This is a genomic window from Marinococcus sp. LNHM4E3-1, from assembly GCF_056034405.1.
The window spans coordinates 20,302-47,282 of sequence record NZ_JBQLID010000013.1 but is presented as its reverse complement, the minus strand read 5'-3'; the positions used below and the strand labels follow the sequence as shown (position 1 = coordinate 47,282).

Annotated in this window: 24 protein-coding genes; 16 read left to right on the top strand and 8 right to left on the bottom strand. The window is 39.5% G+C overall.

Annotated elements, in window-relative coordinates; all coding sequences use genetic code 11:
* Positions 1–12: 12 nt before the first annotated feature.
* The 3 genes from ACTRXI_RS13225 to ACTRXI_RS13215 form a co-directional block, all read right to left on the bottom strand.
* Complete coding sequence (locus ACTRXI_RS13225; protein WP_474263249.1) at positions 13–1,125, bottom strand: S8 family peptidase; 1,113 nt, start codon at positions 1,123–1,125, stop codon at positions 13–15.
* A 620-nt stretch (positions 1,126–1,745) separates the two neighbouring features.
* Complete coding sequence (locus ACTRXI_RS13220) at positions 1,746–2,357, bottom strand: N-acetylmuramoyl-L-alanine amidase family protein (protein WP_474263246.1); 612 nt, start codon at positions 2,355–2,357, stop codon at positions 1,746–1,748.
* 118 nt (positions 2,358–2,475) lie between these two features.
* Positions 2,476–2,769 carry a hypothetical protein gene (locus ACTRXI_RS13215; protein ID WP_474263244.1) on the bottom strand — a complete coding sequence of 98 codons (294 nt, stop codon included), beginning with the start codon at positions 2,767–2,769 and terminating at the stop codon, positions 2,476–2,478.
* A gap of 936 nt (positions 2,770–3,705) precedes the next feature.
* Between ACTRXI_RS13215 and ACTRXI_RS13210 the strand changes: the two genes are divergently transcribed.
* Both ACTRXI_RS13210 and ACTRXI_RS13205 read left to right on the top strand, forming a co-directional pair.
* Entirely contained in the window at positions 3,706–4,485 is a 780-nt protein-coding gene (locus tag ACTRXI_RS13210) for a helix-turn-helix transcriptional regulator (RefSeq protein ID WP_474263242.1), read from the top strand.
* 106 nt (positions 4,486–4,591) lie between these two features.
* On the top strand, positions 4,592–4,813 hold the full coding sequence (locus ACTRXI_RS13205; protein ID WP_474263240.1) for a hypothetical protein: 222 nt from the start codon (positions 4,592–4,594) through the stop codon (positions 4,811–4,813).
* Positions 4,814–5,288: 475 nt separating this feature from the next.
* On the opposite strand, the gene ACTRXI_RS13200 is transcribed toward ACTRXI_RS13205, so the two are convergent.
* Complete coding sequence (locus tag ACTRXI_RS13200; RefSeq protein ID WP_474263238.1) at positions 5,289–5,930, bottom strand: DUF6198 family protein; 642 nt, start codon at positions 5,928–5,930, stop codon at positions 5,289–5,291.
* A gap of 240 nt (positions 5,931–6,170) precedes the next feature.
* Complete coding sequence (locus tag ACTRXI_RS13195) at positions 6,171–7,046, bottom strand: LysR family transcriptional regulator (protein ID WP_474263236.1); 876 nt, start codon at positions 7,044–7,046, stop codon at positions 6,171–6,173.
* 216 nt (positions 7,047–7,262) lie between these two features.
* On the opposite strand from ACTRXI_RS13195, the gene ACTRXI_RS13190 reads away from it, so the two are divergent.
* The 14 genes from ACTRXI_RS13190 (at position 7,263) to ACTRXI_RS13125 (ending at position 22,007) form a co-directional block, all read left to right on the top strand.
* Positions 7,263–8,720 carry a CoA-acylating methylmalonate-semialdehyde dehydrogenase gene (locus tag ACTRXI_RS13190; protein ID WP_474263234.1) on the top strand — a complete coding sequence of 486 codons (1,458 nt, stop codon included), beginning with the start codon at positions 7,263–7,265 and terminating at the stop codon, positions 8,718–8,720.
* Positions 8,721–8,749: 29 nt separating this feature from the next.
* A complete protein-coding gene (locus ACTRXI_RS13185; protein WP_474263232.1) occupies positions 8,750–10,102 on the top strand; it encodes an aminotransferase in 1,353 nt (450 codons plus the stop codon).
* A gap of 28 nt (positions 10,103–10,130) precedes the next feature.
* Positions 10,131–11,645 (top strand): aldehyde dehydrogenase family protein, encoded by a 1,515-nt coding sequence (locus ACTRXI_RS13180; protein WP_474263230.1) that lies wholly within the window; start codon positions 10,131–10,133, stop codon positions 11,643–11,645.
* A 22-nt stretch (positions 11,646–11,667) separates the two neighbouring features.
* Entirely contained in the window at positions 11,668–12,852 is a 1,185-nt protein-coding gene (locus ACTRXI_RS13175; protein WP_474263228.1) for an NAD(P)/FAD-dependent oxidoreductase, read from the top strand.
* A 21-nt stretch (positions 12,853–12,873) separates the two neighbouring features.
* Positions 12,874–13,770, top strand: a complete 897-nt coding sequence (gene dapA / locus ACTRXI_RS13170; protein WP_474263226.1) for a 4-hydroxy-tetrahydrodipicolinate synthase — start codon at positions 12,874–12,876, stop codon at positions 13,768–13,770.
* A gap of 76 nt (positions 13,771–13,846) precedes the next feature.
* The gene (locus tag ACTRXI_RS13165) at positions 13,847–14,629 is read left to right on the top strand and encodes an aspartate/glutamate racemase family protein (RefSeq protein ID WP_474263224.1); all 783 of its coding nucleotides are present in this window, start codon (positions 13,847–13,849) and stop codon (positions 14,627–14,629) included.
* Between the two features lie 17 nt (positions 14,630–14,646).
* On the top strand, positions 14,647–14,931 hold the full coding sequence (locus tag ACTRXI_RS13160) for a (2Fe-2S)-binding protein (RefSeq protein ID WP_474263222.1): 285 nt from the start codon (positions 14,647–14,649) through the stop codon (positions 14,929–14,931).
* A complete protein-coding gene (locus ACTRXI_RS13155) occupies positions 14,915–15,235 on the top strand; it encodes a (2Fe-2S)-binding protein (protein ID WP_474263221.1) in 321 nt (106 codons plus the stop codon). Before ACTRXI_RS13160 ends, ACTRXI_RS13155 begins: the two co-directional genes overlap by 17 nt.
* Positions 15,235–16,461 carry an NAD(P)/FAD-dependent oxidoreductase gene (locus tag ACTRXI_RS13150; RefSeq protein ID WP_474263219.1) on the top strand — a complete coding sequence of 409 codons (1,227 nt, stop codon included), beginning with the start codon at positions 15,235–15,237 and terminating at the stop codon, positions 16,459–16,461. Before ACTRXI_RS13155 ends, ACTRXI_RS13150 begins: the two co-directional genes overlap by 1 nt.
* Before the next feature lie 23 nt (positions 16,462–16,484).
* Positions 16,485–17,084, top strand: coding sequence for a short chain dehydrogenase (locus ACTRXI_RS13145; protein ID WP_474263217.1), 600 nt, complete (start codon positions 16,485–16,487; stop codon positions 17,082–17,084).
* Between the two features lie 64 nt (positions 17,085–17,148).
* Positions 17,149–17,823 carry an SDR family oxidoreductase gene (locus ACTRXI_RS13140; RefSeq protein WP_474263215.1) on the top strand — a complete coding sequence of 225 codons (675 nt, stop codon included), beginning with the start codon at positions 17,149–17,151 and terminating at the stop codon, positions 17,821–17,823.
* A gap of 121 nt (positions 17,824–17,944) precedes the next feature.
* Positions 17,945–19,417, top strand: coding sequence for an alanine/glycine:cation symporter family protein (locus ACTRXI_RS13135; RefSeq protein WP_474263352.1), 1,473 nt, complete (start codon positions 17,945–17,947; stop codon positions 19,415–19,417).
* A gap of 44 nt (positions 19,418–19,461) precedes the next feature.
* Positions 19,462–20,604, top strand: coding sequence for an alanine dehydrogenase (ald, locus tag ACTRXI_RS13130; RefSeq protein ID WP_474263213.1), 1,143 nt, complete (start codon positions 19,462–19,464; stop codon positions 20,602–20,604).
* A 188-nt stretch (positions 20,605–20,792) separates the two neighbouring features.
* Positions 20,793–22,007: a CynX/NimT family MFS transporter gene (locus ACTRXI_RS13125; protein WP_474263211.1), complete on the top strand. Its 1,215-nt coding sequence runs from the start codon at positions 20,793–20,795 to the stop codon at positions 22,005–22,007.
* Between the two features lie 1,227 nt (positions 22,008–23,234).
* Here the strand turns inward: ACTRXI_RS13125 and ACTRXI_RS13120 are convergent.
* The 3 genes from ACTRXI_RS13120 to ACTRXI_RS13110 form a co-directional block, all read right to left on the bottom strand.
* On the bottom strand, positions 23,235–23,654 hold the full coding sequence (locus ACTRXI_RS13120; RefSeq protein WP_474263209.1) for a type II toxin-antitoxin system death-on-curing family toxin: 420 nt from the start codon (positions 23,652–23,654) through the stop codon (positions 23,235–23,237).
* Positions 23,655–23,674: 20 nt separating this feature from the next.
* On the bottom strand, positions 23,675–23,941 hold the full coding sequence (locus ACTRXI_RS13115; RefSeq protein WP_474263207.1) for an AbrB/MazE/SpoVT family DNA-binding domain-containing protein: 267 nt from the start codon (positions 23,939–23,941) through the stop codon (positions 23,675–23,677).
* 438 nt (positions 23,942–24,379) lie between these two features.
* Positions 24,380–26,875, bottom strand: coding sequence for a Spaf_1101 family AAA-like ATPase (locus ACTRXI_RS13110; protein WP_474263350.1), 2,496 nt, complete (start codon positions 26,873–26,875; stop codon positions 24,380–24,382).
* Positions 26,876–26,981 lie beyond the last annotated feature (106 nt).

The following is a 26,981-nucleotide window of genomic DNA, read 5'->3' as shown; positions in this document are numbered from 1 at the left end:
TTGATAAAGTAATTATTCACTCTCAATAGCTTTTGGCAAATCTATAATCCCATTTCCGTAATAGAATGAATCACCTGCTGGATCGGCAGTGTTGTTTAATTGGAGACGTATTTCTTCATTCGATAGAGATGAATTTTTGTCTAACATGAGAGCTGCGGCGCCAGAAACGTGAGGAGCAGCCATCGAAGTGCCGCTGAGAGTGGCATAGTTCTGACCTGGATAGGTGCTTGTGATCGAAGAACCCGGGGCCATGACTTCTAATTCTTCTCCGACACTAGAAAAGGAAGAACGATCTTCATAGCGGTCGATCGAGCCAATTGCCATAACAGAATCATAGCGTGCGGGATAGCCTATGGTATTATCAGAGCCATTGGTGCCACTATTTCCAGCGGCACCAACCATAAGGATACCTTCCTCTTCAGCATTATCACTTGCGATTTCTAAAGATTCAGCCCCGCTAGCCGTTCCAAGACTCATATTTACAATATCCATATCGTTAGAAATAGACCATTCAATTCCTTTAATAATAGTACTAAGAGAGCCACTGCCGCTACTATCTAAAACCTTAACAGCGTGTAACTGCGTATTATTAGCCACTCCAATCAGTCCAGAGCCGTTATCCAAAGCAGCGATGGTGCCGGCGACGTGAGTTCCGTGGCCATTACCATCTTCAAAAGGAGAAGGTTCATAAGAAATAAAACTTTCTCCTCCAGTAATATTTAAATCAAAGTGGTTGTCACTAATGCCCGTGTCTAAAACAGCCACATCTGCGCCGTCACCCGTGATGCCTCTATCTTGAATAGAAGGGGCATCTACGTAATCTACGCCCCAAGGAATATATTCCGCAGAAATCTCGACATCTTTGTTTTTCTCCACAAATGCTACATTGGGGTTGTTTTCGAGAGCCTGTACAGCTTTACTTGGTATATTCATTTCTAGGACATTCATATATTGAAATTCATGTTCGACCTCGCCAATACGGGAAGCAATATCGGTTTGCCTATTTTCCCCAACACCTGTTTCAAACCCAACTAAATACTCGCCTTTGTCAGCTGAAGCTTTGCCTGTGCTCCCTATAGACACGAATAATAACGCTGCTAAAAGACTTATCCCCCATGTTCTCATGTTCTTCCCCCTAAAATGTATTTGTTCTAGTTTGAAGGACAATTTTTACATTGCAACCAAATAAGAGAATGTTAAGAAGAAAGAGCTATTACATTCGAGAATGCACTCCTGTCTTTACTGGAATTTTCTATTATTTAACGACAAAAACTATTAATATTATAACTAATGTAAACATATGAAATAATAAACGTAAACATTTACGTAAATGTTTACGTTTATTAGTTGTTGAAAATTTCTTTGTTTTGCATAATGTTTTGAGGTTAATATATGAATGATTAGAGAGAATAATGTTAAAACCTCTTAAAAATAATGGAATAAAAGATGTACCGTATAGAGTTTCTAGAAAGAGGCGATAAAGACATGAGTAGGCATTATAAATGACGATTATAGTATACATATAAACTCAAAAGTACTGGTGATGGAGGGAGATGTTAAGGTCTGTGTATAAAAGATGGGTGAGGTAGAAACGATTGGTTTTGTATAGATAGAAAAACGAAAAGCACTCTCTGAGTGTTGAGAGTGCTTTTTCATATGGTGAACATGGATGTAGGCAAGGAGTATCACTTAATGCATTCGCTGATATGTAAATATTTAAAGTATCGGGAGATCGCTTAAAAAAATTAGAAATGATAGTGTAACCCTAAATACAAAGCATTGGCCGCTTCATTTCGGAACGAATTGGATTTCATACGCCAGGCTTCATCATCATTAGTGACAAATCCTAATTCTGCTAGCGCAGCGGGCATAGAAGTATTTCGTAAAACGCTAAAGTTAGCAGACTTTACCCCACGATCATTACTGTTAAATTCATTAACCATGCTGGATTGAATATTATCAGCCAATCGTTGACCTTCGGAACTAGTGGGGTAGTGAAAGGTTTCCGTGCCTTCTGCATAAACGGAAGCGGCAGCGTTAGCGTGAATACTAACAAAAACATCCGCATTGGCTCGGTTGGCAATAGCGGCTCGATCCTGTAAGCCGACATAATAGTCTGCGTCACGAGTCATAATAACCTCAGCACCTGCTTGCTCCAACCGTTGTTTGGTTCGATACGCAACATCGTAGACCAACTCTTTTTCCGTAAGTCCGTTCGCCGAGGCTCCGCTGTCATAACCTCCATGGCCCGGATCGAGGGCGATTGTTTTTCCAGCTACTGATGCGTGAGTGTCAGCGGCAAAGGAACATAAACCAAGTATAAAAGCGATCAAGAAAATTCCAAAATATTTTTTCAATGATAAAGCCTCCTATGCTAATACGTGAACGTTGTTAGTTTTAATGCCCTCGCAAAAATAAAAGCGAATGCATCGTTTCAGATATGTTTCTTCAATTATGGGAGCTAATGACATGCTTTTAGGAAATGACTCTTTGATGGAATGTTTTATCAATGGCTTCAAGTGTCATGGAGGATAACTGTTTCACATTGGCAACTTCGATGAAATTTGCCCGAGAACCACGATAATAGATAATATTATCTTCTGTCTCGATCATGCATGTTTTGGCTGCAGGATACTTTTGGTAAAACAAGAGTAGTTTATCTTTCAATGATTCTCCGTTTTTGTCTACGGAGGGAACGCCAAGTTTATTACTTATGCGTTGAATACCTACGTTGATGACCGTATTGATAAATTCGGGATTTCGTTTCATTAAGATACCCTCCTAATAATCTCAATTTATTACATGTTAATAAATAAATTCCATTTATTCCACACTAGGAAAGAGATATTTTTCCAGGACCTACTATTATCTAACTGTTCTCCCAAAATAAATGTATATTTTTCTACAAGACAAACAGTTGTACCTGAAGTTCTTTGAAGCCTTGTTTGACTATCTAAGTTTCACTCGAAGCTATGGATTTTCGTCATGAGAAAGATCTTTGACCTACGGTTATTTCTTGTACATGTGAAAATGTTAAACGGTTAGGTGGATGGGTCAGTTCAAAAAGGAGAAAATAAAAAGTTGAAACAACCACACGCTCAATAGCTGTGATGATCCATCAGGCTCCGGAGGCCTCTTAACTAGTTGTCTTGTCGTCATAGAAAATAACCTGATTAACCAGCAGCTTCGCTTTAGAAACTGCTGGTTTTTGTGTCACTTATTACAAGAAAAAGGACTTTTTTATTAGAAATTGTTAATGTATTAAGTTTCTTCTGTTTGTATTAAAATCTGTTCTTATCTAGAGCAATAAAAAGGAGGAAGTCCGTCTTAAGAAGCAGGCAGTATCTATTAATATGTTAGAAATAATCAAAGAAAGACTTAGTTTATAAAGGTCCTCCTGTTATGTAGCCTTTATGTCCGACTTCGCTTACCATAAAGAGTAAAAGGATAGAATGTACAAAATATTTTATTTTTATGAATCAAAAAATACTGCTGCTTTCATAAGAGAAGGGAAAGTAACCATGAATTTATTGTTGTACCTTCTGATACCTTTACTTATTGCATGTCTGGGTGCCTATGTTATGTACGTCGTAGATCAGCACTTTAAAAATAATAAGAAAAAATGAAAAACATCGTGAGAGTAGAAAATTCCAATAGAGCAAATAAATAAACGGTCCTCAATTTAGAAGCAAAGGAAGAGGCCTTATGATGACAAAAGCATTTCGTCAATTTTGCTTGTTCTATGAACAACAACTGGAAAAATGGGAACAGCCGGAAAAACCAGAATCAGCCCAGTTGTTTACCATCCAAAAGCGTTTTTTTGACGAGGTATTTCGTTGCCACAAGCGAGAAGCAAAACAAGAATTGGGAACCATCTATCAAATTATTTCTTTAGAACCAAATCGCTATGAACGATTAAAAACATTGAAGAAGTATTATTTCTTTTTGATCGGTGGCTTTATCGACCGGTACACACAAGCATTTTCGAACGATAACAAAACATTGGCTGCCTGCTTAGCTTTGATTGATGTACTGAATGAATGGGAGCAAGAAGAAGATGTTTATAAGGGTATGGATGTCCTGGTGGACGTAATGATCGAGACGATGGGGGACGAAGAAGTTCAAACGCACCACTCTCCGATTATTTCAAAATTTATAATAATAGTTGATCAGCATCTGTTTCACACATTGACCACGGACGTTCTCGAGCAACAATTACGAGTGTCGAGGAGCTATCTTTCCCGGTTAGTGAATGAGGAATTAGGCATGTCCATCCCCGGCTACATCACATATAAACGGATGCAGAAAGCAGCTTTTTTGCTACAAGCCAAGCATGTACCAGTTAAAACGATTGCCCACCAATTGCAGTTTTCGAGTCCCAGTTATTTTAGTCAGTGTTTCAAAAAAATATATGGATATACGCCTGGGCAATATCGTGCTTTTACCGCCAACATTAGCGGCGGAGTAGAACAAGGGAGAGAATAAAATTGTTTTTTCGTAGCACGAAGGGATTGAAGTTATAAGTTCATTAACCCCAGGGAAGATAGAGGGTTTGCAGATGCGATAACCATAATGTAAGGAGGAGTCATAGATGGCAACAATTTATTTTGACATTGGTGGTACGCCTAAACTCTCTTCAACAAGTGACCATCACATGCTTGAATATCAAACTTTTAATCTCGGTGGAGGCGAGTATCAAGTGGACTATCACTGGGTCGATAAAGACTCTTCTCCGCAAGCTGACACCATCATTTTCCCAAATAATGAACATCAAGTGGAAAGAGGCAATCATGTATTTATCTTAAATCGGTGAGGAACAATCTCAAGAAATAAACTATGAAATAGAAAAAAACACGAAAAAGAGCAAACATACATGAAAAAAACGCTGATTTTGCTCTCTTAGAGTTTACATAGTATCGATAGAGAATTGATCGAAAAAAATAAAGAAGCCAGCTCTCACAAATAATAAAGCTAACTTCTTTATTTTTATTCAGTTTGTTATTTTAAAGTGAAAATGGAGTGAGCTTAACCATTATTTCAGGATCCGGTCGTACCAATGGCAGGATTAACTTTACGGCTGGAAAAGGACAGCCATTTACACAAAATTATTGATGGCGCCTCTGGATCTTTTAAGTTGAAAAAGTTATAAATTGTAACTATTTATTCAAAAAATACCGGGGACTCTTATACATTTAAGAGTCCCCGGTATTTAGCGTTACCTAATAAAAAATTCTTGAACCGGAATAAAGTGAATGAATTTCCGTAAGTATTTCTATCTATGGGCTAGGTTAAAGTTCATTTTCATACTGAAGATGCCTTTTGTCCGAAATGGAAGGGATAACGATCCCCCGATTATAATGGTCAATCAAAAAACCAATGCCGAACATAAACGCTATAGTGCCTATTATTCCTAAACCAATTACTTGGTTCTGAGAAACTATGATAGCGAAGCTGATAGAAACGGGAATAGCCGTACAAAGTATCGTCCCCGCCGCATAATTGTTCATCATTTTTCCGAATGCTTTTAACAGGTGGTCGGAAGGTAAATAAATAGAACTTGATTGAAAATAAATACAGACAGCAACAGCCACAAAGTTGAGGCCGATGAATAAGTATCCGAAGCGAGCGCCAAGATTTTCGGGGAGATAAATTATGTGATGAAGGTACATAAATAAGTCGATAAATATTCCAAAGACAAATGCAAGAGCGATACTTTGAACAATCATTGCCAAGGTAAATTGAATTTTCATCAAATAACTAAGGAAAAAGGAACAAAGGTTTAAAAAAATAATACAGACCCCGATGGACCAGGGGGAAACGGAGGCAAGGTTTTCACCGGCGGCAGCCCATGGGGCGCTCCCTAAATTAGCTGTAATCATAAAACTATTCCCTAGAGCATTTAAAGTAATCGAACAAATAAACCACGTCATGTTTACAGATGTCCTTTTCATTATAAACTCCAGAGATACGATGTTTTTTACTAAAACTATTTTTGTACATTTTTGGTATAGGCCGAAAAGAGATTAAACCTCTGTTTCAACAGTGTAAATGAACGGATATTCTGATTAAAATGAAAAATTGACATATTCAACATGAAGATTTTTCATCTAGTAATCAGCAACGTATAAAAACCTTATCAAATCAATGTTGTCGTGAAAAAGACAACACTGTTAAACCTTATTCATAGTACTAAATAACTCAACTACTACTTCTATAAAAACAGAAGTAGCAGGCGAAAGATGGCGGGGGGTTCCTATACCGATAATCCGGTAGGCGTCTTCTTTAAACGTCAGCCTATGAATATGATCAGAAGCATTCTTCAGCACTAGCTCAGGGCGGACGTTAATGCCAATATTTTCACTCACCAGCGCAAGAATAGATTGATCGTCAGAGACTTCATATTTAACTACCGGCTTGACATGATAATGGCGGAAAAAATCGGCCAACTCACTATCCCAACCTCTTTTGGGTTTGATAAGTTCATACTCTTCAAGCTCTTTTACGCTAATTGTATGCTTATTAGCTAAAGGGTGTTGCTTCGAAACAATACAATACAGCTGCTCTTGGGTGATGGCTTTAAACTGAATGTTTTTATGGTTAACTGGGGTAGTAAAGCAACAATCAAGCTCCCCAGTACTTACTGCCTGCTCGAGGCTTGAATAATCATTTTCATATATTTCAATACAGATGCCAGGATAGTGTTCCGAAAAATATTTTAAAATAGCAGGCATCCAGTGCGTAGTCACACTGGCAAATGAACCAACTTTTATCGTACCTTTTTCCAAGCCTGCTAAATTGCCTGCCTCCTGCAGTAAATGGTTATGTTCCTGAACAACCCGAAGGCTATGATAGTAGATTTTTTCTCCCTCTCTTGTTAGTTGAAGACCGAGTTTATTCCGAGTAAGCAGAGGAAAGCCGAGTTCGTCTTCAAGACTTTTTAATGCGTGGCTGATCCCAGACTGGCTGATCCCAAGAGCCGCGCCGGCATTGGTAATGTTTCCGAACTGAATCACCTTATTTAAAACTTCATATCTTTGAATTGTCATTGAGTCGCCTCTTTTCGCTCTAATTTAGAAAAAACAAGAAAGCATTAAAAAATTTTAAGCAAAGACTTTATCATAGTAAATTAGAAAACGCTTACACAATACATATTTCCCTAAGCATGAGTTTATTTCATATTTAGTATTTAAAAATTTCATTTCACTAATGATAATTGTCAGACTATACTGAAAAAAAGTCAATAGATAGGTGGAGGTTTTCTGATGATTATGAGCGCTCCAGGCAAAACCATTAAAAACTTTATTAACGGCGAATGGGTCGAACCAATTTCTGCTTCCTATGAGGCCGTAAAAGATCCATCGACCAACGAGGCGATAGCTGACGTGGCTCTTTCCAACAAGCAAGACGTTCAGGAGGCAGTCGAAGCTGCCAGAAAAGCCTATAAAAGCTGGAAAAAAGTAGCAGTGCCCAAGCGAGCCCGGATTCTATTTGAATATCAGCAGTTGTTAATGAAGCATCGAGAAGAGTTGGCTGAAATCATTACGAGGGAAAACGGCAAAAACCATACGGAAGCGCTTGGAGAAGTTCAACGAGGGATCGAATGTGTTGAATTTGCTGCCGGAGCCCCGTCGCTAATGAAAGGAGAACAACTACCTGACATTGCTACGGGCATCGAATCAGGAATGTATCGTTACCCGATTGGCGTAGTGGCTGGTATTACCCCGTTCAATTTTCCGATGATGGTGCCCTGCTGGATGTTCCCGTTAGCGATCGCGTGTGGCAATACTTTTGTTCTAAAGCCCTCTGAGCATACGCCGATGTTAGCTGCCAGATTGGCAGAATTGTTCAAAGATGCTGGCCTGCCGGACGGTGTCCTAAATGTAGTAAATGGCGCAAAAGATGTGGTAAACGGCTTGCTCGAAAATAAAGGAATAGAAGCGATTTCGTTTGTGGGCTCACAACCGGTAGCGGAATACGTTTATACCGAAGCTGCTGCAAATGGAAAAAGAGTTCAGGCTTTGGCCGGGGCTAAAAATCACAGTATTGTTATGCCGGATGCGGATATGGAAAACACGGTCAACAATATTGTTGGAGCAGCTTTTGGGTCAGCAGGTCAGCGTTGTATGGCAGCTTCTGTTGTAGTCGCAGTGGGAGAAGTTGGAGAAAAGTTAGTCCATAACCTCAAACAAAAAGCAGACGAAATCGTGATTGGTAACGGGGCGGATGAAAACGTCTTTCTAGGACCAGTGATACGAAAAGAACAACAGGAACGGGCCACCTCATACATTCAAACCGGAGAAAAACAAGGAGCGGTACTGGTCAGGGATGGTAGAGAGGATGTGGTCGAAGAAAACGGCTATTACGTAGGAGCCACCATATTTGATCACGTGTCGACCGATATGAGCATCTGGCAGGATGAAATATTTGCCCCGGTGCTTTCGGTCATCCGGGTGGAAACGCTAGAAGAAGCTGTAGAGGTGACGAATCAGTCAGAATTTGCTAACGGTGCGTGTTTATATACAGACAGTGCCAAAGCAATTCGAGAGTTTCGGGAAGAAATCGATGCGGGCATGCTCGGCATTAATTTAGGCGTTCCGGCGCCAATGGCATTTTTCCCATTTTCCGGCTATAAAAAGTCGTTTTATGGAGACCTTCACGCAAATGGAAAAGACGGCGTAGAGTTTTATACCAGAAAGAAAATGCTTACTGCTCGTTATTAACGATATTGATTGAATAAGGCGGGATCTATATGCAGTCGGAAAATAAAACCAGTGAAGAATTGAAAGCGAAAGACCATCAGTATGTATGGCATGCCATGAAAGGCGCGTCTGCCACGCCTTCCTCCATGATTATTGATAAAGCCAAGGGCTCCTGGGTGACAGATATTGATGGAAACCAGTATTTAGACGGAATGTCAGGATTATGGTGTGTAAACATCGGCTACGGTCGCGAAGAAATGGCGCAGACTGCCTACGATCAATTAACAAAATTATCATTTTTCCCATTGTCGCATGGACATGAGCCATCTATTCAATTAGCAGAAAAGCTTAATGAGTATTTAGACGGTGATTATGTATTTTTCTTTTCCAATAGTGGATCAGAGGCCAATGAAACAGCTTTTAAGATTGCAAGACAGTATCATCAGCAGCGCGGAGAGGAAAGCAGATACAAATTCATTTCACGGTACCGTTCGTATCACGGTAACACAATGGCAGCTCTGGCAGCCACTGGGCAGGCACAGCGAAAGCATAAATACGAACCCTTAACTCCAGGGTTTCTACATGTAGCGCCGCCGGACGTTTATCGTCATCCGGAAGATGAAGACACTCTTCAAAGCGCAGAAGCCATCAATGAAACGATGAAGTGGGAATTAGAACAGACGATAGCAGCAGTCATCATGGAGCCGATCATTACCGGTGGAGGCGTATTAATGCCGCCCCAGGGCTATATGAAGCGTGTACAAGAGATTTGCAGAGAACGCGGAGCCCTTTTGATTGCAGACGAAGTCATCTGCGGATTCGGCAGGACAGGTAAGCCGTTCGGATTTATGAACTACGATGTGCAGCCGGATATTATCACGATGGCCAAAGGAATTACAAGCGCATATATGCCGCTTTCAGCGACAGCGGTGAAAAGAGAGGTCTTTGAACAGTTTGCCGGGGAAGACGCCTATGATCGCTTCCGGCATGTGAACACCTATGGAGGAAGCCCGGCTTCCTGCGCGGTAGCATTAAAAAATTTAGAAATTATGGAGCGCGAGAATTTGTTTTCGCAATCAGAAAAACTGGGAGAAAGACTCCTTCATGATTTGAAGGAACTTGAAGAATACTCCGTTGTAGGAAATGTCCGCGGCAAAGGGCTTTTAATAGGCATTGAACTGGTAGAAGATAAAGCGACAAAAACACCGCTTGATAATGCTCAAGCCTCAAACATTGTAGGGTTGTGCAAACAAAAGGGGCTGTTGGTCGGAAAAAATGGAGACACGGTGGAAGATTACAATAATGTCGTGCAGCTTTCGCCTCCGTTAAGTATTTCTGAAGAAGATTATGAGTTTATCGTCCAGACGTTAAAAGAAGTTTTCCGTTATCAATTCGATTCTTAAAATTATTTGCCGTAAAGGAGTTATAAAGATGGAAGTTTTATATCAAGATTTTGAAAAGGTTTTAAAGGCCAGTACATCCGTGCAGAAAATGTATATCGATGGTAAGTGGATTGAGAGCTCGACAAATGAACAGAGAGAAGTATTTAACCCAGCTACCAACGAGTTAATAGCAACCGTAACAGAAGGAAGTACAGAAGAGGTGGATATCGCAGTAGCGGCTGCAAAAAAAGCTTTTGAAGAAGAGTGGAAAACCACATATGCAAGAACAAGAGCCGACTATTTACTACAGATCGCCAACAAGTTGAAAGAACGCAAAGAAGAGTTTGCCATGCTCGAAACGTTAAACAACGGAAAAATCTTTGAAGATTCTATGGTCGATGTTGAAGATGCGATTAATCAATTTGAATATTATGCTGGTTTGGCTACAAAGCCGCACGGCCAAACGTATGAAGTACCAGATGAAATTCAGGCAATGGTAGTTCGTGAACCAGTAGGGGTAGTAGCGCAAATTGCCCCGTGGAATTTCCCACTGGTTATGGCTACACAAAAAATGTCAGCGGCCCTCGCGGCAGGTTGTACCGTTGTCGTAAAACCCGATAAAAAAACGCCGTTGACATTAATCCGCTTGTTTGAAGTTATAGACGAAGTCGGTTTGCCGAATGGAACTGCCAATTTAGTTCTCGGAGAGGGATCGGTGGTAGGTGAACGTATGGCCAATCACCCAGACGTGAACAGAATATCTTTTACGGGGAGTACAGGAACCGGAAAGAGAATTATGAAAAATGCTGCAGATTCATTAAAAAGAATTGGTCTGGAATTAGGCGGAAAGTCACCTAACGTAGTATTTGCAGATGCTGATTTCGAGACGGCCGTCGATTATGCACTGCTCGGCATTTTCGCCGGGGCCGGCCAGATATGCTCGGCTGGATCGAGGTTAATACTGGAAAAAAGCATTTATGAGGAATTTGTACAGGAATTAGTAGCACGTGCTGAGAAAATTACCGTCGGCCCGGGTTGGGAAGAACAAACAGAAATGGGGCCTATAATTTCAAAACAACAACTAGAATGGGTCCTTGATTATATTCAAGTTGGCTTGAATGAAGGAGCCACCTTACTATGTGGGGGCCATCAATTGCAGGAAGGCGTGCATAAACAAGGCAATTACGTGGCACCAACGATTTTTACCAATACCACTCCGGATATGCGCATTGTGCAGGAAGAAATTTTCGGTCCTGTACTAGTGATTCAAACATTTGAAACAGAAGAAGAAGCTATCGCTTTAGCAAATGGGACCGAATTTGGCTTAGCAGCAGCCGTGTTTACCAATGACGGGGCAAAGGCACAGCGGGTAGTGAAGAAATTCCAGGCTGGTATTACCTGGATTAATACGTATCATCCTACGTTCAATGAAGCGCCCTGGAGTGGCTATAAGCAGAGTGGGATTGGCGGGGACCTGGGAACGTTTGGCTTTGAAGAATATTTATGCAAAAAACAAATTAACACTGCGTTGGAAGTAAAGCCTTCCGGTTTTTATAAAGGTTAAGACAAGCAGTAGGAGGCATGTTATGCCAAATTTCGACATTGTGGTAATGGGCGCAGGAATTATAGGCTGCAGCGTGGCTTATTATTTGTCAAAAGAAGGGTTCAAGGTGGCTCTGATTGATAAAGGCGATGTTGCTTCAGGAACATCAAGCCGGTGTGATGCTGTCGCCCTGATTTGTGATAAAAAGCCCGGGATTGATACAGAGATGGGCTTTAAAAGCATTCAGCTTTACAAACAATTAGCAAAGGAATTGTCTTTTGACTTTGAATTTTCCTCCAGAGGCAGCCTGTATGTTTGTGAAACAGATCAAGAAATGGAAATTGCCCGGGATTACGTCAATGAACAAACAGCAGCCGGTTATGAAATGAAAACGGTGGATTCACACGAACTTTTTGATATCGAACCTCACCTTGCTAGGGATCTGGCGGGCGGCATTTGGACTCAAGTCGATTCCACGATGAACCCGTATCTTGTCTGTTACGCATTTGTGGAAGAGGCTAAAAAATACGGACTGGAACTATTTGCAAACCAAGAAGTGAAAGATATTCAGCAGGGCCCTGATGGCAAGGTGGAGGCGGTAATTACCAGTGAATCGAAAATTTACACCCAAAAAGCAATCAATTGCGCTGGTGTTTGGGCAGCGAAGTTAGGCGAAATGGTGGGCATCGATATACCCATCCGGCCGCGTAAAGGCATGATTCTGGTATCGGAAAAGACAGAAAAGATTGTTCACCAAAAAGTACACGAATTTGGATACATGCTCTCCAAATTTGAAGATATTAATTATTCTAGAAATGTGAGCGACCGGGTCAAGGATAACAATATCGCTTTTACGATTGAACCGACAGAAGCAGAAAATTTTCTGCTTGGAGGACACCGTGCGTTTAAAGGCTATGATATCAGTTCGGAAAACGAAGTAATGCAGGGGATTGCCGAACGGGCTTTGCGTTTTTTACCGGGTCTTAAAGACGTAAGCTGTATTCGTTCCTATGCGGGGGTCCGACCATGGGTCGTGGATCATCTTCCTATTGTTTCGGAAGTAGAGGAGGTGCCCGGCTACTATATAGCGAGCGGGCACGAAGGAGATGGCATCAGCATGGCACCGATCACAGGGAAGATGATGGCCCAGCTGGTATTGGAAAAGGAAACAGATTTCAACATTGAACGATTAAATTTTTCCCGCTACAAAGAATCAGCGGCAACTTAATAAATCTTAGGAGGAATTGCAATGTTTAAACCAACAGGAATGATCCCAGCTATGCCAACACCGATGGACGAGGAAGGAAACATTGATTTTCAGGCTTATGATAAGCTCATCAATCATTTAATTGATGGAGGCGTACATTGTCTGCTCGCTGGAGGAAGTACAGGAGAGTACTCTTTAATGTCGATGGATGAACGAAAGTCTGTATTGGAAGCCGCAGTTAAATCGGCGAACGGAAAAGTACCAATTATGGCTGGAACAAGCGCTCACCGGACGGAAGAGACTATTGAATTAACGAAATACGCAGGTGATATTGGAGCTGACTGCGCTCTGGTCATTAACCCGTATTACCTGAAAACTAGTGAACAGGGAATCATTGATTATTTTAAAGAGATCGCTGAAGCGTCAGATATAGGAATTGTGATTTATCATTACCCGGATGCTACAAGCGTGGAACTTTCCCCAGAACTGATTGCAGAAATAAGTAAGATTGATGGCGTTGTCGGGGTGAAAAATACGACCGATCAGGAGCATACGTGCAAAGTTATCGCTCTCACAAAGGATCAGGAGGATTTCGCGGTTTTAACTGGATTTGAACACCTTATCTTGCCAACCCTGGCTGCAGGCGGGGATGGTGCGACTGGTATTGTGCATAACTTGGTTCCAAAAGAAATTGTAGAAATGTATAGCCTGTTTATGAAAGAAGATACTAAAGGCGCGTTGGCAATCAATCAAAAACTGCTGCCTCTTTACGATTACGTAGAAGCAGAGCCGGTACCGGGTCCTGTCAAAGCCGGCTTAGACATTCTCGGTATTAAGGGCGGCTCCGTTAGAAAACCTCTGGTGCCGGCCTCCGAAGAATTGAAAAGTAAAATAGCAGACACCTTGGCTGAATTAGGATACGAAGTAAAGACGGTATAAAAAAGGTTGAAGAGCGCTCCTTAACAAGCAGCGCTCTTTCCTTAAAATTTTTCAAGAGAGAATGGGAAGTGAGAATTTGATTAAAAATCAAAGACCCCGCTACGGCTATGTGAATGAAAATTCCGATTCTGTTATTCATATGAAAAAAGGTCATTACGTTTCAGGTTTTTCCGTAGGCATTTTATTTTTGGATGATTGCTGGTATCCCACTGTTCCAGGAAACGTGGCCAATTTGTCTACGTATGATTTCCCAGTCGTGATGAAAGTCGTTCCTAATTGCACCCAGGAACGTATTCACCGGGGGGATCCGACACTCGTCGAAGATGTCATTGCTGCCGCCCGGCAGTTGGAAGACGAAGGAGCAAAAGTTGTCTGCGGAGCATGCGGGTTTTTCGGTAATTACCAAAAGGAAGTTGCTGAAGCTGTAGATATCCCCGTGTTCATGTCGAGTATGGTGCAGGCTCCTTGGATCCAGGTAGGTATAAAATCCAGCCAGGACATTGGTGTTTTAACTGCTGACAGCAACGGCCTGACAGACTCCCTGCTTCAAAGCTGTGGCATCGTGGATTCCAACAGGCTGAAAGTGAAAGACTTGAGCACTATGTCAGAATTTTCAGCTATTGTAGAAAGTCGAGGCAATTTTGACAATAATGTTGTGCGGCAGGAAGTGGTAGATGCGGCTCAGCAGTTGATAGAAGAGCACCCGTCGATCGGGGCAATTTTACTGGAATGCAGTGATTTACCTCCGTATGCGGTCCACATCCAACAGTCACTCGGCCTTCCGGTCTTTGATTTTATTACAATGATCGAATGGGCTCATAAGGCGACAGCACAAAAACCATACAGCGGTTTTATGTAAAAAGGAGGCAACCCAGCATGCAGGAGGAAGACGTTATTATTTGCCGGTGCGAAGAAGTGTCGCTGAATACGATTACTGAAACGGTGCAGGAATTTCAATGTTCTCCTAGGGAGATTAAGTTACGGACCAGAGCTGCTATGGGATATTGCGGTGGAAGAACATGCAGGCCGATGGTAGAGGAAATTGTAAGAACAATCAACGACCAGGCCCCCGAAGATAACAGTCAGCTTAGTTATCGTGCTCCAGTTCGGCCAGTAACTTTTGGACAGTTGGGAGGCGGAAACGATGGAGACAAGGATTAAGCATCACCCTGTATTGGAAGACTTGGATAACATGGAAGCTGTCACTATCTACTTTAATGATAAGCCTTACGAAGCTTTCCAAGGGGACACCATTGCTTCGGCGATGATGGCTCAAGGCATGAGAACACTTCGAAAGCATGAAGTAAGCGGGGAAAATAAAGGCGTTTACTGTAACATTGGTCATTGCTTTGAGTGCCGAGTGAAAATTAATGATAAAAAGGTAGTACGGGCATGCCTGACTCCCGTGACAGATAATATGAAGATTTATTCGTTGACGGATTTTGTGAAGGGTGAGACAGACTGATGTTAAATCTCCTAATTATTGGGGCGGGGCCTGCTGGATTAAAAGCTGCTATTGAAGCTGCTAAGAAAGGTCTTTCTGTCAAAGTTGTCGATGAATTTCCAAGAACTGGCGGACGGCTGTTGGGACAGCTTCACCAGGAGCCTGACGGAGAATGGTGGAACGGAATTAAAGAAAGTGACCGACTGTATAAAGAAGCTTTACATTTAGCAGTAAGTATCGAATGTGAAGTGTCAGTCTACGATATAAGTAAAGAGTATTACGGATGGAAAATATATACTACAACAGGGGTCAATAAAAGCGAAAATCTTCTTTTAGCAACAGGCGCATCGGAAAGCCCGATTCCGATAAAAGGATGGACAAAGCCAGGAGTTATGTCCATTGGAGCGGCCCAGGTGATGAGCAACGTGCATAGAGTGAAACCTGGAGAATCATGTGTCGTAATAGGCGCGAATGTTTTATCGATGGCTATAGCTAATGAATTAAAACTGTGCGGGATCAAAGTAAAAGAAATTATCATTCCTAGAACAGAAATGGTGAATAATGAAGCTGGAAATCCAGTCAAAGTGCTGACGTCATTGATGAAATTAACTCACCTGGCACCGAACGCTTTGCTCAGGCAGCTGGGGAAATTAGGACAGAAGGTGCCTCCAGAGCTGGCGATGAAATTTTTTCCGAAAAGCGGAATTAAAATGTTCGGTATACCTATCCGTATAAAGAAAGCCGCGGTGGAAATTACCGGCATAGAAGAAGCAGAGGGCGTTAAAACAGCTCAGGTCGACAAAAATGGTCGAATAAAACCTAATACCGAAAAAATCACGAAAGCAGACTTTGTCTGTATCGCCGGTGGTTTAACCCCTATGGCAGAGCTTGCCGCTATTGTTGGTTGTGATTTCCGTTACGCTAAAGAACTCGGAGGCCATATTCCGGTTCATGATGAAAAAATGCAAACAACGGTACCTAACCTTTTTGCAGCTGGAAATATTACTGGGATAGAGAGTGCGAAGGTGGCAATGGCCCAGGGCAAAGTAGCAGGATTAACCATTGCTTCAAAAGTCCAGCAATTGAACGGCTCATTCCAAAAAGAATTGGAGCAGGCAATAGAGGAAGTAAGAAAAACAAGAGAAGAAGCATTAATTCAATTCCAACCTGGCATTGCAGAAGCCAGAGATAAGATGTACCAGGAAACAGACATTCATCACGAAAACAACAAAATAGCTCAAATATAAAATTCAAACATTGGAGTGGAAGTATGAAAGTTCTTTTAGTAGGAGCAAATGGAACGTTGGGAAAAGCAGTACAGCGGGAACTTGAGCCTGATACAGAGATTATTCGCGCTAACCGTTCGGAGGGAGATATTCAGGTTGATATTACTTCTGAAGAAAGTATTAAAAACATGTTCCAGGAGACCGGGCCCCTCGATGCAATAGCCTGCACGGCAGGAGGAGCGCACTTTGGCTTAGTAGAAGAAATGACTCCGGAAGAAAACCTTGTAGCAGTTAACAGCAAGCTTTTGGGTCAGATCAATTTAGTTCTTCTCGGTTTAAATTATTTAAATGACCAGGGCAGTATTACTTTAACCACTGGAGTTTTAATGGATGACCCAATTGTAAAAGGAGCTTCATCAGCCATGGCTAACGGCGGAGTTCGGGCCTTTGTGAAATCTTCAGCCATTGAACTGCCGAGAGGAATACGAATTAACTCCGTCAGTCCTACTATGGTCATTGAATCAAAAGAAAAATACGGACCGCTGTTTCAAGGATTCAAGCCAAGAGAAGCGAAAGACATTGGTTTAGCATTTCGAAAAAGTATCTACGGAAAACAAACCGGCCAAAGCTATGAAGTCTATTAAGTAAAAGAAGGAAGCTCCAAAATAGCCTTAAGATGGAGGTGGCCTTCATATTAAAAATGTAATAGTGATTACTGGTGCAGGAAGCGGTCTTGGGAGAGCTTTAAGCCAGCAGTTTCTGCAAGCAGGCTACCACGTTTGTCTTTTAGGAAGAACGAAAGAAAAACTCCAGGAGACCGCTTCGTCGAGCGAAGGGTCTTACTCCCTGCACATGGTAAATATCGCAAATGTTCAAGAAGTTCGTCAGACGATACAAGAGATTTTAGATGGTCCCGGAAAAATTGACTGTTGGATTAATAACGCAGCAGTGGGCGTTTTCCATCCGCTATTATCTTTAACAGAGCACGAAATTAATAATATGATTGATATTAATTTAAAAGGAAGTATTTTCTGTACAAAAGAACTACTGCAGTTATATGAAAACAAGAAAATCCGGGTGGTCAATATCGTTTCAAACTCAGGTCTTATGGCAAAGAAAGAAGAATCTGTATATAGTGCAAGCAAGTTCGGTTTGCGCGGGTTTACCGAAGCATTGGGAGAAGAATACAAGGAGGACGAGAACGTTTTCTTCACCTCAGCTTTTATGGGAAATATGAAAACGAATCTATGGAAACATACAGAGATAGAGGAAGACAAAGTGAAAAAGCATGCGCCGCCTGAAGCATTAGCAGAACAGATAATATATAGTATTGTCAATGTTCGGAATTTTCATACAGAAGAATTAACAATGACACATTACTAGCAATATGATTGTAAAAAAGAGAGAAGACCGCTTTATAAGGTGGAGAGGGTAGGAGTATTTAATCACATGATGCCATACTAAATTATTTCAATCCTTGCTGGATTGATGGGGGCATACAATGATGGAAAATTTCTTAAACATGATAAGTGGATGGGTATGGAATCAATACTTTATATATTGCTTTCTAGCAATTGGTTTATTTTTCACTATCATGACAAGGTTCGTTCAGGTCACGCATATTAAAGACATGTTTTATCACTTAATGCGTGGAGGCTCTTCAGCGAGCGGGGTATCTTCTTTTCAGGCAATTTCTTTGTCGCTCGGCAGCCGGGTGGGCACAGGCAATATTGCCGGCGTTGCTACAGCAATCGCTTTAGGCGGGCCCGGGGCAGTCTTTTGGATGTGGTTAATGGCTTTTTTCGGCTCTGCAACATCATTTATTGAGGTAACCTTAGCTCAAATTTATAAGAGCAAAATTAACGGTCAGTATCGTGGTGGGCCTCCTTATTATATTGAAAAGGGACTGGGACTCAAAAAATATGCCTTAGTATATGCGGTTTTGGCTATTTGCGCTAAAGGATTCTTTCTCATGAATATTCAATCAAATACTATCGCAGTATCTGCATCTTCTGCTTTTGGTATTAACACAGAAATCGTAGGTATTATCATTGTATTGATGCTGGCTTTAGTCATTTTTGGCGGAGTAAAACGAATTGCAAGAACAGCAGAGTTCCTGGTTCCGTTTATGGCAATTGGATATATCATTGTGGGTTTAATTGTCATAATTGCTAATTTCGACGCCATTCCTGCAGTTTTTTCATTGATTGTTTCAAGTGCTTTCGGTGCCCAGGCTACATTCGGCGGCATTGTCGGTGCGGCGATCGCATGGGGCGTTCAGCGGGGCTTTTTCTCCAACGCTGCCGGCTCCGGTGGCGAAACCTTTGAAGGCGGTGCCGCAGAGGTTTCACACCCTGCTAAACAAGGACTTGTGCAGGCGCTGGCTGTGTATTTCGATACTTGGATTATCTGTTCTATGACAGCATTTATGATCCTTATCACCGGGATGTTTAATGTGCAGCCGGGAAGTGGTCCTACATTAGCTGAAAATGTTCCAGATACTGAAGCAGGCCCCGTTTACACCCAGCTGGCTGTAGATTCTGTACTTCCTGGATTTGGTTACGTGTTCCTGGCAATTGCTTTGTTCTTCTTCTGCTTTACCACAATGCTTTCTTACTACTACAAATCTGAAACGAGCTTAACGTATATTGCTCAAGGATGGAAAGACAAAGGCGCAAAGGCTAACGTTCTGTTGAAGCTTTTAATATTGGTTTTCGTTTTCACAGGCTCTGTCGTAGCTACAAGTACTGCGTGGACGCTTGGTGATATTGGACTTGGAAGTATGGCCTATCTCAACCTTATTGCATTGTTGTTTATGTACCGTCCGGCATTAAAAGCCTTAAAAGATTACAACGAACAAAAGAAAGCCGGTATGGATCCTGTATTTGATCCTGAAAAGTTAGGAATCAAAAACGCAGACTTTTGGGAACGGGATTATGATTACGATAGCTTGGAAGAGAAGAAAAAAGCGAAGTAAAAATTTAAAAAGTAAGGATTTTAACAGAAACGAGGAGGAATTCTATGCGTATCGGAGTACCTAAAGAAGTAAAAAATAATGAACATCGCGTGGCCCTTACTCCAAATAACGTAACCGTATATAAACAAGCGGGCCATCAGGTTTTCGTAGAACGAAACGCAGGAACAGAAAGCGGCTTTCCTGACGAAGAGTATATTAATGCGGGGGCTGTTATGGTGGCTGGGGCCGAAGAAGCCTGGAACGTAGATATGGTCATCAAAGTAAAGGAACCGGTGAAAGAAGAGTACCAGTATTTTAAAGAGAATCTTATTTTGTACACGTATCTTCACTTGGCCGCAGAGCCTTCACTTACAAAAGCTTTACTGGATAATAACGTAACGGCAGTTGCTTATGAAACGATTCAATCGTCGGACCATACGTTGCCATTATTAACGCCGATGAGTGAAATTGCGGGCCGGATGGCCGCCCAGGTAGGAGCGGAGTTTCTAGAGAAAAACAAAGGTGGAAAAGGCATTTTACTGGGCGGAGTGCCTGGAGTGCCGAGCGGAGAAGTGGTTATTATAGGCGGAGGAGTGGTAGGAACGAACGCGGCAAAAATTGCTTTGGGATTCGGAGCTAATGTAACCTTGCTGGATATCAGCGCAGAACGTCTACGGGCGATTGATAACCAATTCCAGGGCCAGATAAATACAGTCGTATCCAACCCTTTAAGTGTAGAACAAGCTGTTCGGAAAGCTGACTTACTCGTTGGAGCAGTTCTGGTGCCGGGTTCAAAAGCTCCGCAAATTGTCACAGATGAAATGGTTAAAAATATGGGAGAAGGATCGGTTATCGTGGACGTAGCGATTGACCAGGGTGGATCCATTGAAACCATTGACCGGATTACTACCCATGAAAACCCAACTTATGTCCGGCACGGGGTGGTGCACTACGCCGTAGCAAACATGCCGGGGGCTGTAGCCCGTACCTCTACGATAGCTTTAACCAATGTTACTACTCAGTTTGGCTTGCAAATAGCCTCAAAAGGCGTAGAAGACGCAGCACGAGAGAATACTGTCTTAATGAAAGGCATTAACACGATCCGGGGAAAAATCACGATAGAAGGAGTAGCTGTGGCTCATAATTTTCCTTATGCTGATGTATATGAAGAACTGCAAGACAAAGAGGTACAACAAGCAAAAGTTTAATGTTTAGCTTTTAGGATACAGCCATTTAAAATCAGGAGCCTTCTTTATATTCAAAGAAGGCTCCTGATTTTCCTTGAGATAAAATAGAAAAATAAAAGCTCATGTCTGCATTTCTTTAAAAATGTAGTTATAATATACAATGTTGTGCTTGTCGTTGAATTAACTGCTAATTTTTAAAGGGGATTACTATGAAAACCAATCAGATAAAAATGACCCGGAGAAAAGAAAAATACTTTACTTTCTTACTTATTATGGTCGTCCTACTTATTGCTTCAACTTTGAGATCTCCCATTACATCTGTCGGACCGCTCATTCCCTTTATACGGGAAGACTTAACGGCTCCCAATGCGTTAATCGGCACAATTAATACACTGCCACTAATAGCCTTTGGGCTTTTTTCTCCTTTCATCCCGGGGATCGCCCGTAAGTTTGGCATGGAGAAAACGCTATTATTTGCAATGATTTTACTTACTATCAGCATTGTAATGAGATCTGTGGCCGGGATTCCGTTGCTGCTTTTAGGTACATTGCTTACCGGTGCTGCTATCGCCGTAGGCAATGTGTTAATGCCGGGGCTTATTAAATTAAGCTTTCCTTACAGGATCGGTTTCATGACAGGCATTTATTCGGTCTGTATGAACGTTTTCGGGGCTTTAGCCGCGGGCATTGCTGTTCCTTTCACGGATATAGGGTTTATTTCATGGAGAGAATCTTTGCAAATCTGGAGCATGATTTCTGCGGTGGCCGTGATTGTGTTGCTCCTAAGGTTACCGGTCATGTCTTTAAACCGGTTGAAGCCTGGAAAAGTGGAGGAGCGAAATAAAAGCGGAGTTTTAAGGTCAAAAACAGCCTGGGGAGTGACCCTGTTTATGGGGTTACAGTCCTTTATTCCATATAGTTTATTCACCTGGCTGCCCGATATTTTAATATCAAAAGGATATTCAGAAACGGAGGCGGGGTGGCTGGTTGCTCTTTACCAAGTAGGCTTGATTCCAACTACTTTTATTGCTCCTATTGTGGCAGATAAAGTGAAAGACCAAAGGGTGTATGCTTTTTCCGCAGGTCTAATATTTTTCATAGGCATTTTTGGTATCCGATTTTTGAATGATGCGTACATTCCTCTTTTTCTCGTAATCGCTGGAATTGCTGCTGGGACGACTTTCAGTCTGGCAATGATGTTTTTTGTGCTGCGGACAAATACTGCCAGTGAATCTGCGAATTTATCAGGTATGGCTCAGTCTTTTGGGTATTTAATCGCTGCCACCGGGCCGATTGCTTTAGGACTGGTAGCAGATATTTTTGAAAGCTGGAATGCGCCTTTAAATATTTTGCTACTGATTTCATTAGGTATTGCGGCAGCAGGATTAATTGCAGGAAAAGATACTAAAATAGCTTATGAGTAATATAGGAAAGTTAACAAATCTAGATACTTTAAGAACCGGAAAATGTGCTGGCCGACAGTAAATCGGCCAGCACATTTTCCGTGCCTTTTTCTTTTTCACCCGCAGGCCTGTTGCCAGCATTTTTCGGTCTAAAGACTTCCTAATGCCGATCGAATAACAGCATTAGGAAGTCTTTTAATTCCCGTATCGAAAAATACCAATAAAAAATGTTTAATTTTATGTTTACGTTTAAGTAAACATAAATTATATTTAAATAAATTCTAATATTGTTTGTTTTAGTGAGGTAAGAGAGCATAATCCGTCTAGGGAGTATAAAGACAAATGTGAAATTGTGATCCTTATTCAGTTGGTTTTTCGACAGCTATTTAATCTAATCTTCTCAGAAGAATTTTTATCTATTGAGTAACCTTTGAGAGTTCTGAGGCAAACCCTAGAATATAAAATGGGGCAATAATAAGAAAGATGGAATGATCAAGTTTAAAGGTTATAATTTATAGTTAACATAAGATATGTTATCGGAAGTTAATGGTTTTTATCTCAATATATTAAGTAACCTTCGTGTTTTGAGACAAAATAAAAAGTGTTTTCAGAGATGCAGATTATTTTAATTTGGTTCTTTTGATTCTCAGTCTTTACACTTTTTCAACTATTATGATAAACTAACCATATAAAAGTTCAATATCATTCTCATCACCAAAAGAAAGCGCTCAGATGTCGACACCATCTGAGCGCTTTTTCTGTTGCTATTATCGCCTGTTCTTGCATTTCTTGCGTATTCGCTTAAGCAACACATCCGCAAATACGATTCCTAACACCGTAGACGCGAAAGGAAACAGAAAATGCATCAATAAAAGTTCAAATATCATGCTCATCACCTCCCTTCTGACACACATTTCGCCAGAAGGTGAACAGGCGATAAAAACTATTATACTAGGGTTTAATTAGCAATGAAAACCATATTTTCTCTGTTTATATTAGTTTAAATAACATTAGTTATTTAATTAATTACGTAAACATAAACATAAACGTAAATAATTATTGAAGAATATAGATTCTCCAATAATTTTAAAAGCTTTTAAAAGGGCCGAATATCAAGTAGCGAGATTTGCATTTGATAAGCCAACGCCCCGTCAATCTATATCTAAATGCAACACAGAGCGATTCTCGGCACAAAAGATTTAATAAAAAGCAGTGAAAAGCCTCAAAATACAATCTATGATTCAATAATTATTGTTCTGATGGCTGAATATACTCCCCTATTTCTTCTATTATATAGTGAATACAATCATTTTCTTTGAATTTGTCATCATATGCTAAATAAACAGTGAAATCTTCTGCTTCCTGGGAAGTAAGTGTAAGTTTGTACCCATTAAGAGTTAAAAAGGAATCGAAAACCGTTAAAGCAGTCCGTTTATTCCCGTTTCGAAAAATATGACCACCTCGTGCAATGGAATGATAATAGCAGCAAGCTTTCTCTGGAATGGAAGGGTACATTTCTTCGCCGTATAGCTCTGTTTTTGGACGGTGCAACATCGTTTGGAAGCTTTCGTATTGCTTAACTCCTGCTTGATCACTGTCGTTATACATTTCCATAATAGTATAATGAATGAAGAGAATTTCTTCTTCGGAAAAGTAAAATACCTCCATAAATTAATGCCCCCAAGCCATCACCTGTTTTTTAAGTTACGAAGTGCGTCGTCATATTTATCTACGGCGCGATTCATTGCTTGTAATACGTCTGGGCGCACGCCTTTCGGTAAGGAATGATTCACTTTTTTCATAATAATTTCCCCAGTTTCTTCATTATAATAGACATTAAGTTCATCGCCTTTAGCTAACTCCAGTCGATCAGCAATCGCTTTGGGGATCCCAGCTGAAAGACTGTTTCCTGATTGGTTCAATCGGCGGGTGTATCTTTTCTCTGCCTGCGTCATCTTAGACGTCTCCTTTCTTATTCAAAAAGGTTCTATATTTACCACTTTTCAAAAGTATATATTATAAGTATAGTATATATAATCACTATTATAAACACAATCCTTGATGATCATAAAATTGATTTTAATTTCACATACCATAATTATTTTCACATTAAAAATACTACTAAAGGAATACATACAGTTTTTACTTTTTGAAGAAAATGGGGCCAGTTTCAGACCCTGATTTAAACCTAAGGAAATGTTCTATTTCCTTAGGTATTGGATCATAAACAAACATGTATTTGTCTTCTTAAAATTGTGTTATAGATTTATAAGTAAATTACGATATGTGAAATTATATACTATCGAAAGCCTACTAATTAAAATCGTAGTAGGCTCTTTCTTTTTTTATTCAAAAGACCAGGAATTTTTACTAGGTTTGCTAATAAAAATATATTATATTTCCAGGACTGTTTGATAAGTATCTCTTTTATGTGCAAATGAATATTTTCCACCTTCTAGAATTGATATAACATGATTAAGTACTGCTTTATTACTCGGATATCCTTTTTTAATTAACCAACCGTGATAATTATCCGAATCTAAAACAATCACTTGTTCGGAATCAGCATTAGTTACTATAGTAGCAGAGTGGGTGGAAATAATTACTTGACGTTTTGTCTTAATTTTCCTAAGACTCTTTACTAAATTCTCGTATATATAGATATTATCGAGATTATCTTCAGGTTGATCAATTACTAGGGGTGTACTATCTAAACTGTATTCACCATAATTAAAAATAAAAGTTAAAATGGCCACCACCTTTTGTCCCAAAGATAGTTCTTCGACATTTTTCATTAAGGAAGGTTCGGACCGCACAGATTCTTTTGAATTTATGTTAAATAACAATTCAAATTCATCAACTGCATTAAGAAATTTTTCAAAACTCGAATTTACTTTATTCAAATCTGAAAAGATTCTTTTTTCTATTGTATTATAAACTTTTTCTATATTATTTTTAGAGATTTCTTCATATCCACCTTTTCTTTTTTCCATTATAAAATTATTAATTTTATAATTCTTTTCTATTTCCTGATGGTTTTTATTCAACAATTTTTCTAGAAAATTTATGTAGCCCATTTCATTAATAATTTGGTAAAGAAAAGCTTCTACCCCGTCCCATGTTAAATAAGTATTAGCTACGTGATTTTCGCCCTTTATATTTAATTCATCTATATAATTAGAAGGTTCTTGCTCTTTAGCCGAATATAATATTTTAATTAATTCATTATTATTTTGATTAAAAATATCAATTGTGCCATTTACTTTATTTTTTCGAGAATCGATCATTTTTGCTATCTCAGTAATGTTTTCACGTAAATATTTTCTGTAATTATTTTTGTTCAATTGCTTTAATTTTCTCAGTAATTCTCTTGAATTATTAAACTTTTCTCCATTTAAAACAATTTCTTGAATAAAATTACTAATATCTCCACTATTTATTCTTTCAATTATGTTATTTATAGAAAAGCTATTTTTGTACATTTCTTTTAATATTATTAGGGTGTCTTCATCATTTACTATTTCATATCTTTGATTCTTTTTAATTACATGATAAAGCGTAATCCAATGGGGAGCTAAATTTATATTACCCTCTAAATTTTTTACATTCTCTTTAAAAGCTTTATTTAAGAAAAAATCATCATCTATATATCCTTCTTTGCCGACTTGTGGTAAGAATTCTAAGATATAGTCATTACTTTTATAATGGAACAATATATAAATTTTCTTATGTTTTGAAATAAACTTAAGGGTTCTTTTTTCTTTTATTTCAAGAGTGAATGCTACCTCTAAAATATTTAATATCGTACTTTTCCCTACACCCCTACCTCCAATGATACAGTTTAAATCTCTTGAGAAATCAATTATGAATGGGGATTTTTTTTCATATCCAGAAAGGAATCCTTCTTCACCAGGTTCAATATACATACCTTTCAAAAACCTGTCATTGTAAGTAGGTTTTTCTAAATAAATACAAAAATCATGATTATTAAATGCTTTTTTTAATGAAGAAAAATCTTTTCTTTCAAATCTAATCCAAGTATTATTGGTGCCTATTTGTTTTAGTTCATGAGAGTCGCCTTCTGCAATAAAGCAAAAACTTTCAGCCAACTTACCTTTTAATCCATTTACTCTATTTTTTACTGAAGATAGGTTTTCAATATTAGTTATTCCTAGTATGTTTAATAATGAAGAACCAAATAGAGAGCGTTTGTATAAATTGGTACCTAAATAATTACTGGTGTTAATATGAGCTATGTAAGGAATACCATGATTTTCATGTATTTTTTCAACCATATCTAAACATGAAATATAAGTACCTTCTTCTTTTGAATGGATATATTTATCTACAAACTTTTCCACTTTGCTATAATCTTGTTCATTGAAGATACCGACTAAATGATAGTAATCTGAACAGCTTATTTCAATTCCTAGAAAAAGTGATATACAATGTTTTGTTCTATTATTTTTTAACCGTGATTTATAATAATCAATTATGGCTGCGTTTAATTTTTTATAACCTGAAATAGTATTGTGATCTGTAATTACTGCTGCTTCAACATCACTTTCATATAAACGATGAGCGATTAACATATAACCTAATAATTCTTTTAATTCATTAAATTCTGTTTCATATTTTTGATTCATATCCTCTAATAATTTCTTTGATTCATTTTTATTGTGTTCAAAAAAAGTTCGTGAAAATAACTTTTCTTCTATACAAACATTAATAACTTCTTCTAAAGTTAAACTTTCAAATTTTTCATTAGGTAATAGTCTATAGTCATGAGAAGCAGGAGTATGTATATGAAATTCAACTTTACGCAATTTACCGTATGATTTTTTAGATTGCTCTATAGCGTTATGTACTTTTGAAAGTTTATTATAAATTGAAAAGCACCTCCATCAAAGCTTCTGAGTATGTTTTATTTTAAGTGAGAAATTTATTTGCAATATTTCTTATGAAAAGAAGACAGAATCCTTATAAATAGAATGG

What these genes read in the sequence shown, in the direction of transcription:
- ACTRXI_RS13225 (WP_474263249.1), bottom strand. Translation starts at nt 1,125, where the DNA reads ATGAGAACATGGGGGATAAGTCTTTTAGCAGCGTTATTATTCGTGTCT.
- ACTRXI_RS13215 (WP_474263244.1), bottom strand. Translation starts at nt 2,769, where the DNA reads ATGAAACGAAATCCCGAATTTATCAATACGGTCATCAACGTAGGTATT.
- ACTRXI_RS13210 (WP_474263242.1), top strand. Translation starts at nt 3,706, where the DNA reads ATGATGACAAAAGCATTTCGTCAATTTTGCTTGTTCTATGAACAACAA.
- ACTRXI_RS13205 (WP_474263240.1), top strand. Translation starts at nt 4,592, where the DNA reads ATGGCAACAATTTATTTTGACATTGGTGGTACGCCTAAACTCTCTTCA.
- ACTRXI_RS13200 (WP_474263238.1), bottom strand. Translation starts at nt 5,930, where the DNA reads ATGACGTGGTTTATTTGTTCGATTACTTTAAATGCTCTAGGGAATAGT.
- ACTRXI_RS13195 (WP_474263236.1), bottom strand. Translation starts at nt 7,046, where the DNA reads ATGACAATTCAAAGATATGAAGTTTTAAATAAGGTGATTCAGTTCGGA.
- ACTRXI_RS13190 (WP_474263234.1), top strand. Translation starts at nt 7,263, where the DNA reads ATGATTATGAGCGCTCCAGGCAAAACCATTAAAAACTTTATTAACGGC.
- ACTRXI_RS13185 (WP_474263232.1), top strand. Translation starts at nt 8,750, where the DNA reads ATGCAGTCGGAAAATAAAACCAGTGAAGAATTGAAAGCGAAAGACCAT.
- ACTRXI_RS13180 (WP_474263230.1), top strand. Translation starts at nt 10,131, where the DNA reads ATGGAAGTTTTATATCAAGATTTTGAAAAGGTTTTAAAGGCCAGTACA.
- ACTRXI_RS13175 (WP_474263228.1), top strand. Translation starts at nt 11,668, where the DNA reads ATGCCAAATTTCGACATTGTGGTAATGGGCGCAGGAATTATAGGCTGC.
- dapA (WP_474263226.1), top strand. Translation starts at nt 12,874, where the DNA reads ATGTTTAAACCAACAGGAATGATCCCAGCTATGCCAACACCGATGGAC.
- ACTRXI_RS13160 (WP_474263222.1), top strand. Translation starts at nt 14,647, where the DNA reads ATGCAGGAGGAAGACGTTATTATTTGCCGGTGCGAAGAAGTGTCGCTG.
- ACTRXI_RS13155 (WP_474263221.1), top strand. Translation starts at nt 14,915, where the DNA reads ATGGAGACAAGGATTAAGCATCACCCTGTATTGGAAGACTTGGATAAC.
- ACTRXI_RS13150 (WP_474263219.1), top strand. Translation starts at nt 15,235, where the DNA reads ATGTTAAATCTCCTAATTATTGGGGCGGGGCCTGCTGGATTAAAAGCT.
- ACTRXI_RS13145 (WP_474263217.1), top strand. Translation starts at nt 16,485, where the DNA reads ATGAAAGTTCTTTTAGTAGGAGCAAATGGAACGTTGGGAAAAGCAGTA.
- ACTRXI_RS13135 (WP_474263352.1), top strand. Translation starts at nt 17,945, where the DNA reads ATGGAAAATTTCTTAAACATGATAAGTGGATGGGTATGGAATCAATAC.
- ald (WP_474263213.1), top strand. Translation starts at nt 19,462, where the DNA reads ATGCGTATCGGAGTACCTAAAGAAGTAAAAAATAATGAACATCGCGTG.
- ACTRXI_RS13125 (WP_474263211.1), top strand. Translation starts at nt 20,793, where the DNA reads ATGAAAACCAATCAGATAAAAATGACCCGGAGAAAAGAAAAATACTTT.
- ACTRXI_RS13120 (WP_474263209.1), bottom strand. Translation starts at nt 23,654, where the DNA reads ATGGAGGTATTTTACTTTTCCGAAGAAGAAATTCTCTTCATTCATTAT.
- ACTRXI_RS13115 (WP_474263207.1), bottom strand. Translation starts at nt 23,941, where the DNA reads ATGACGCAGGCAGAGAAAAGATACACCCGCCGATTGAACCAATCAGGA.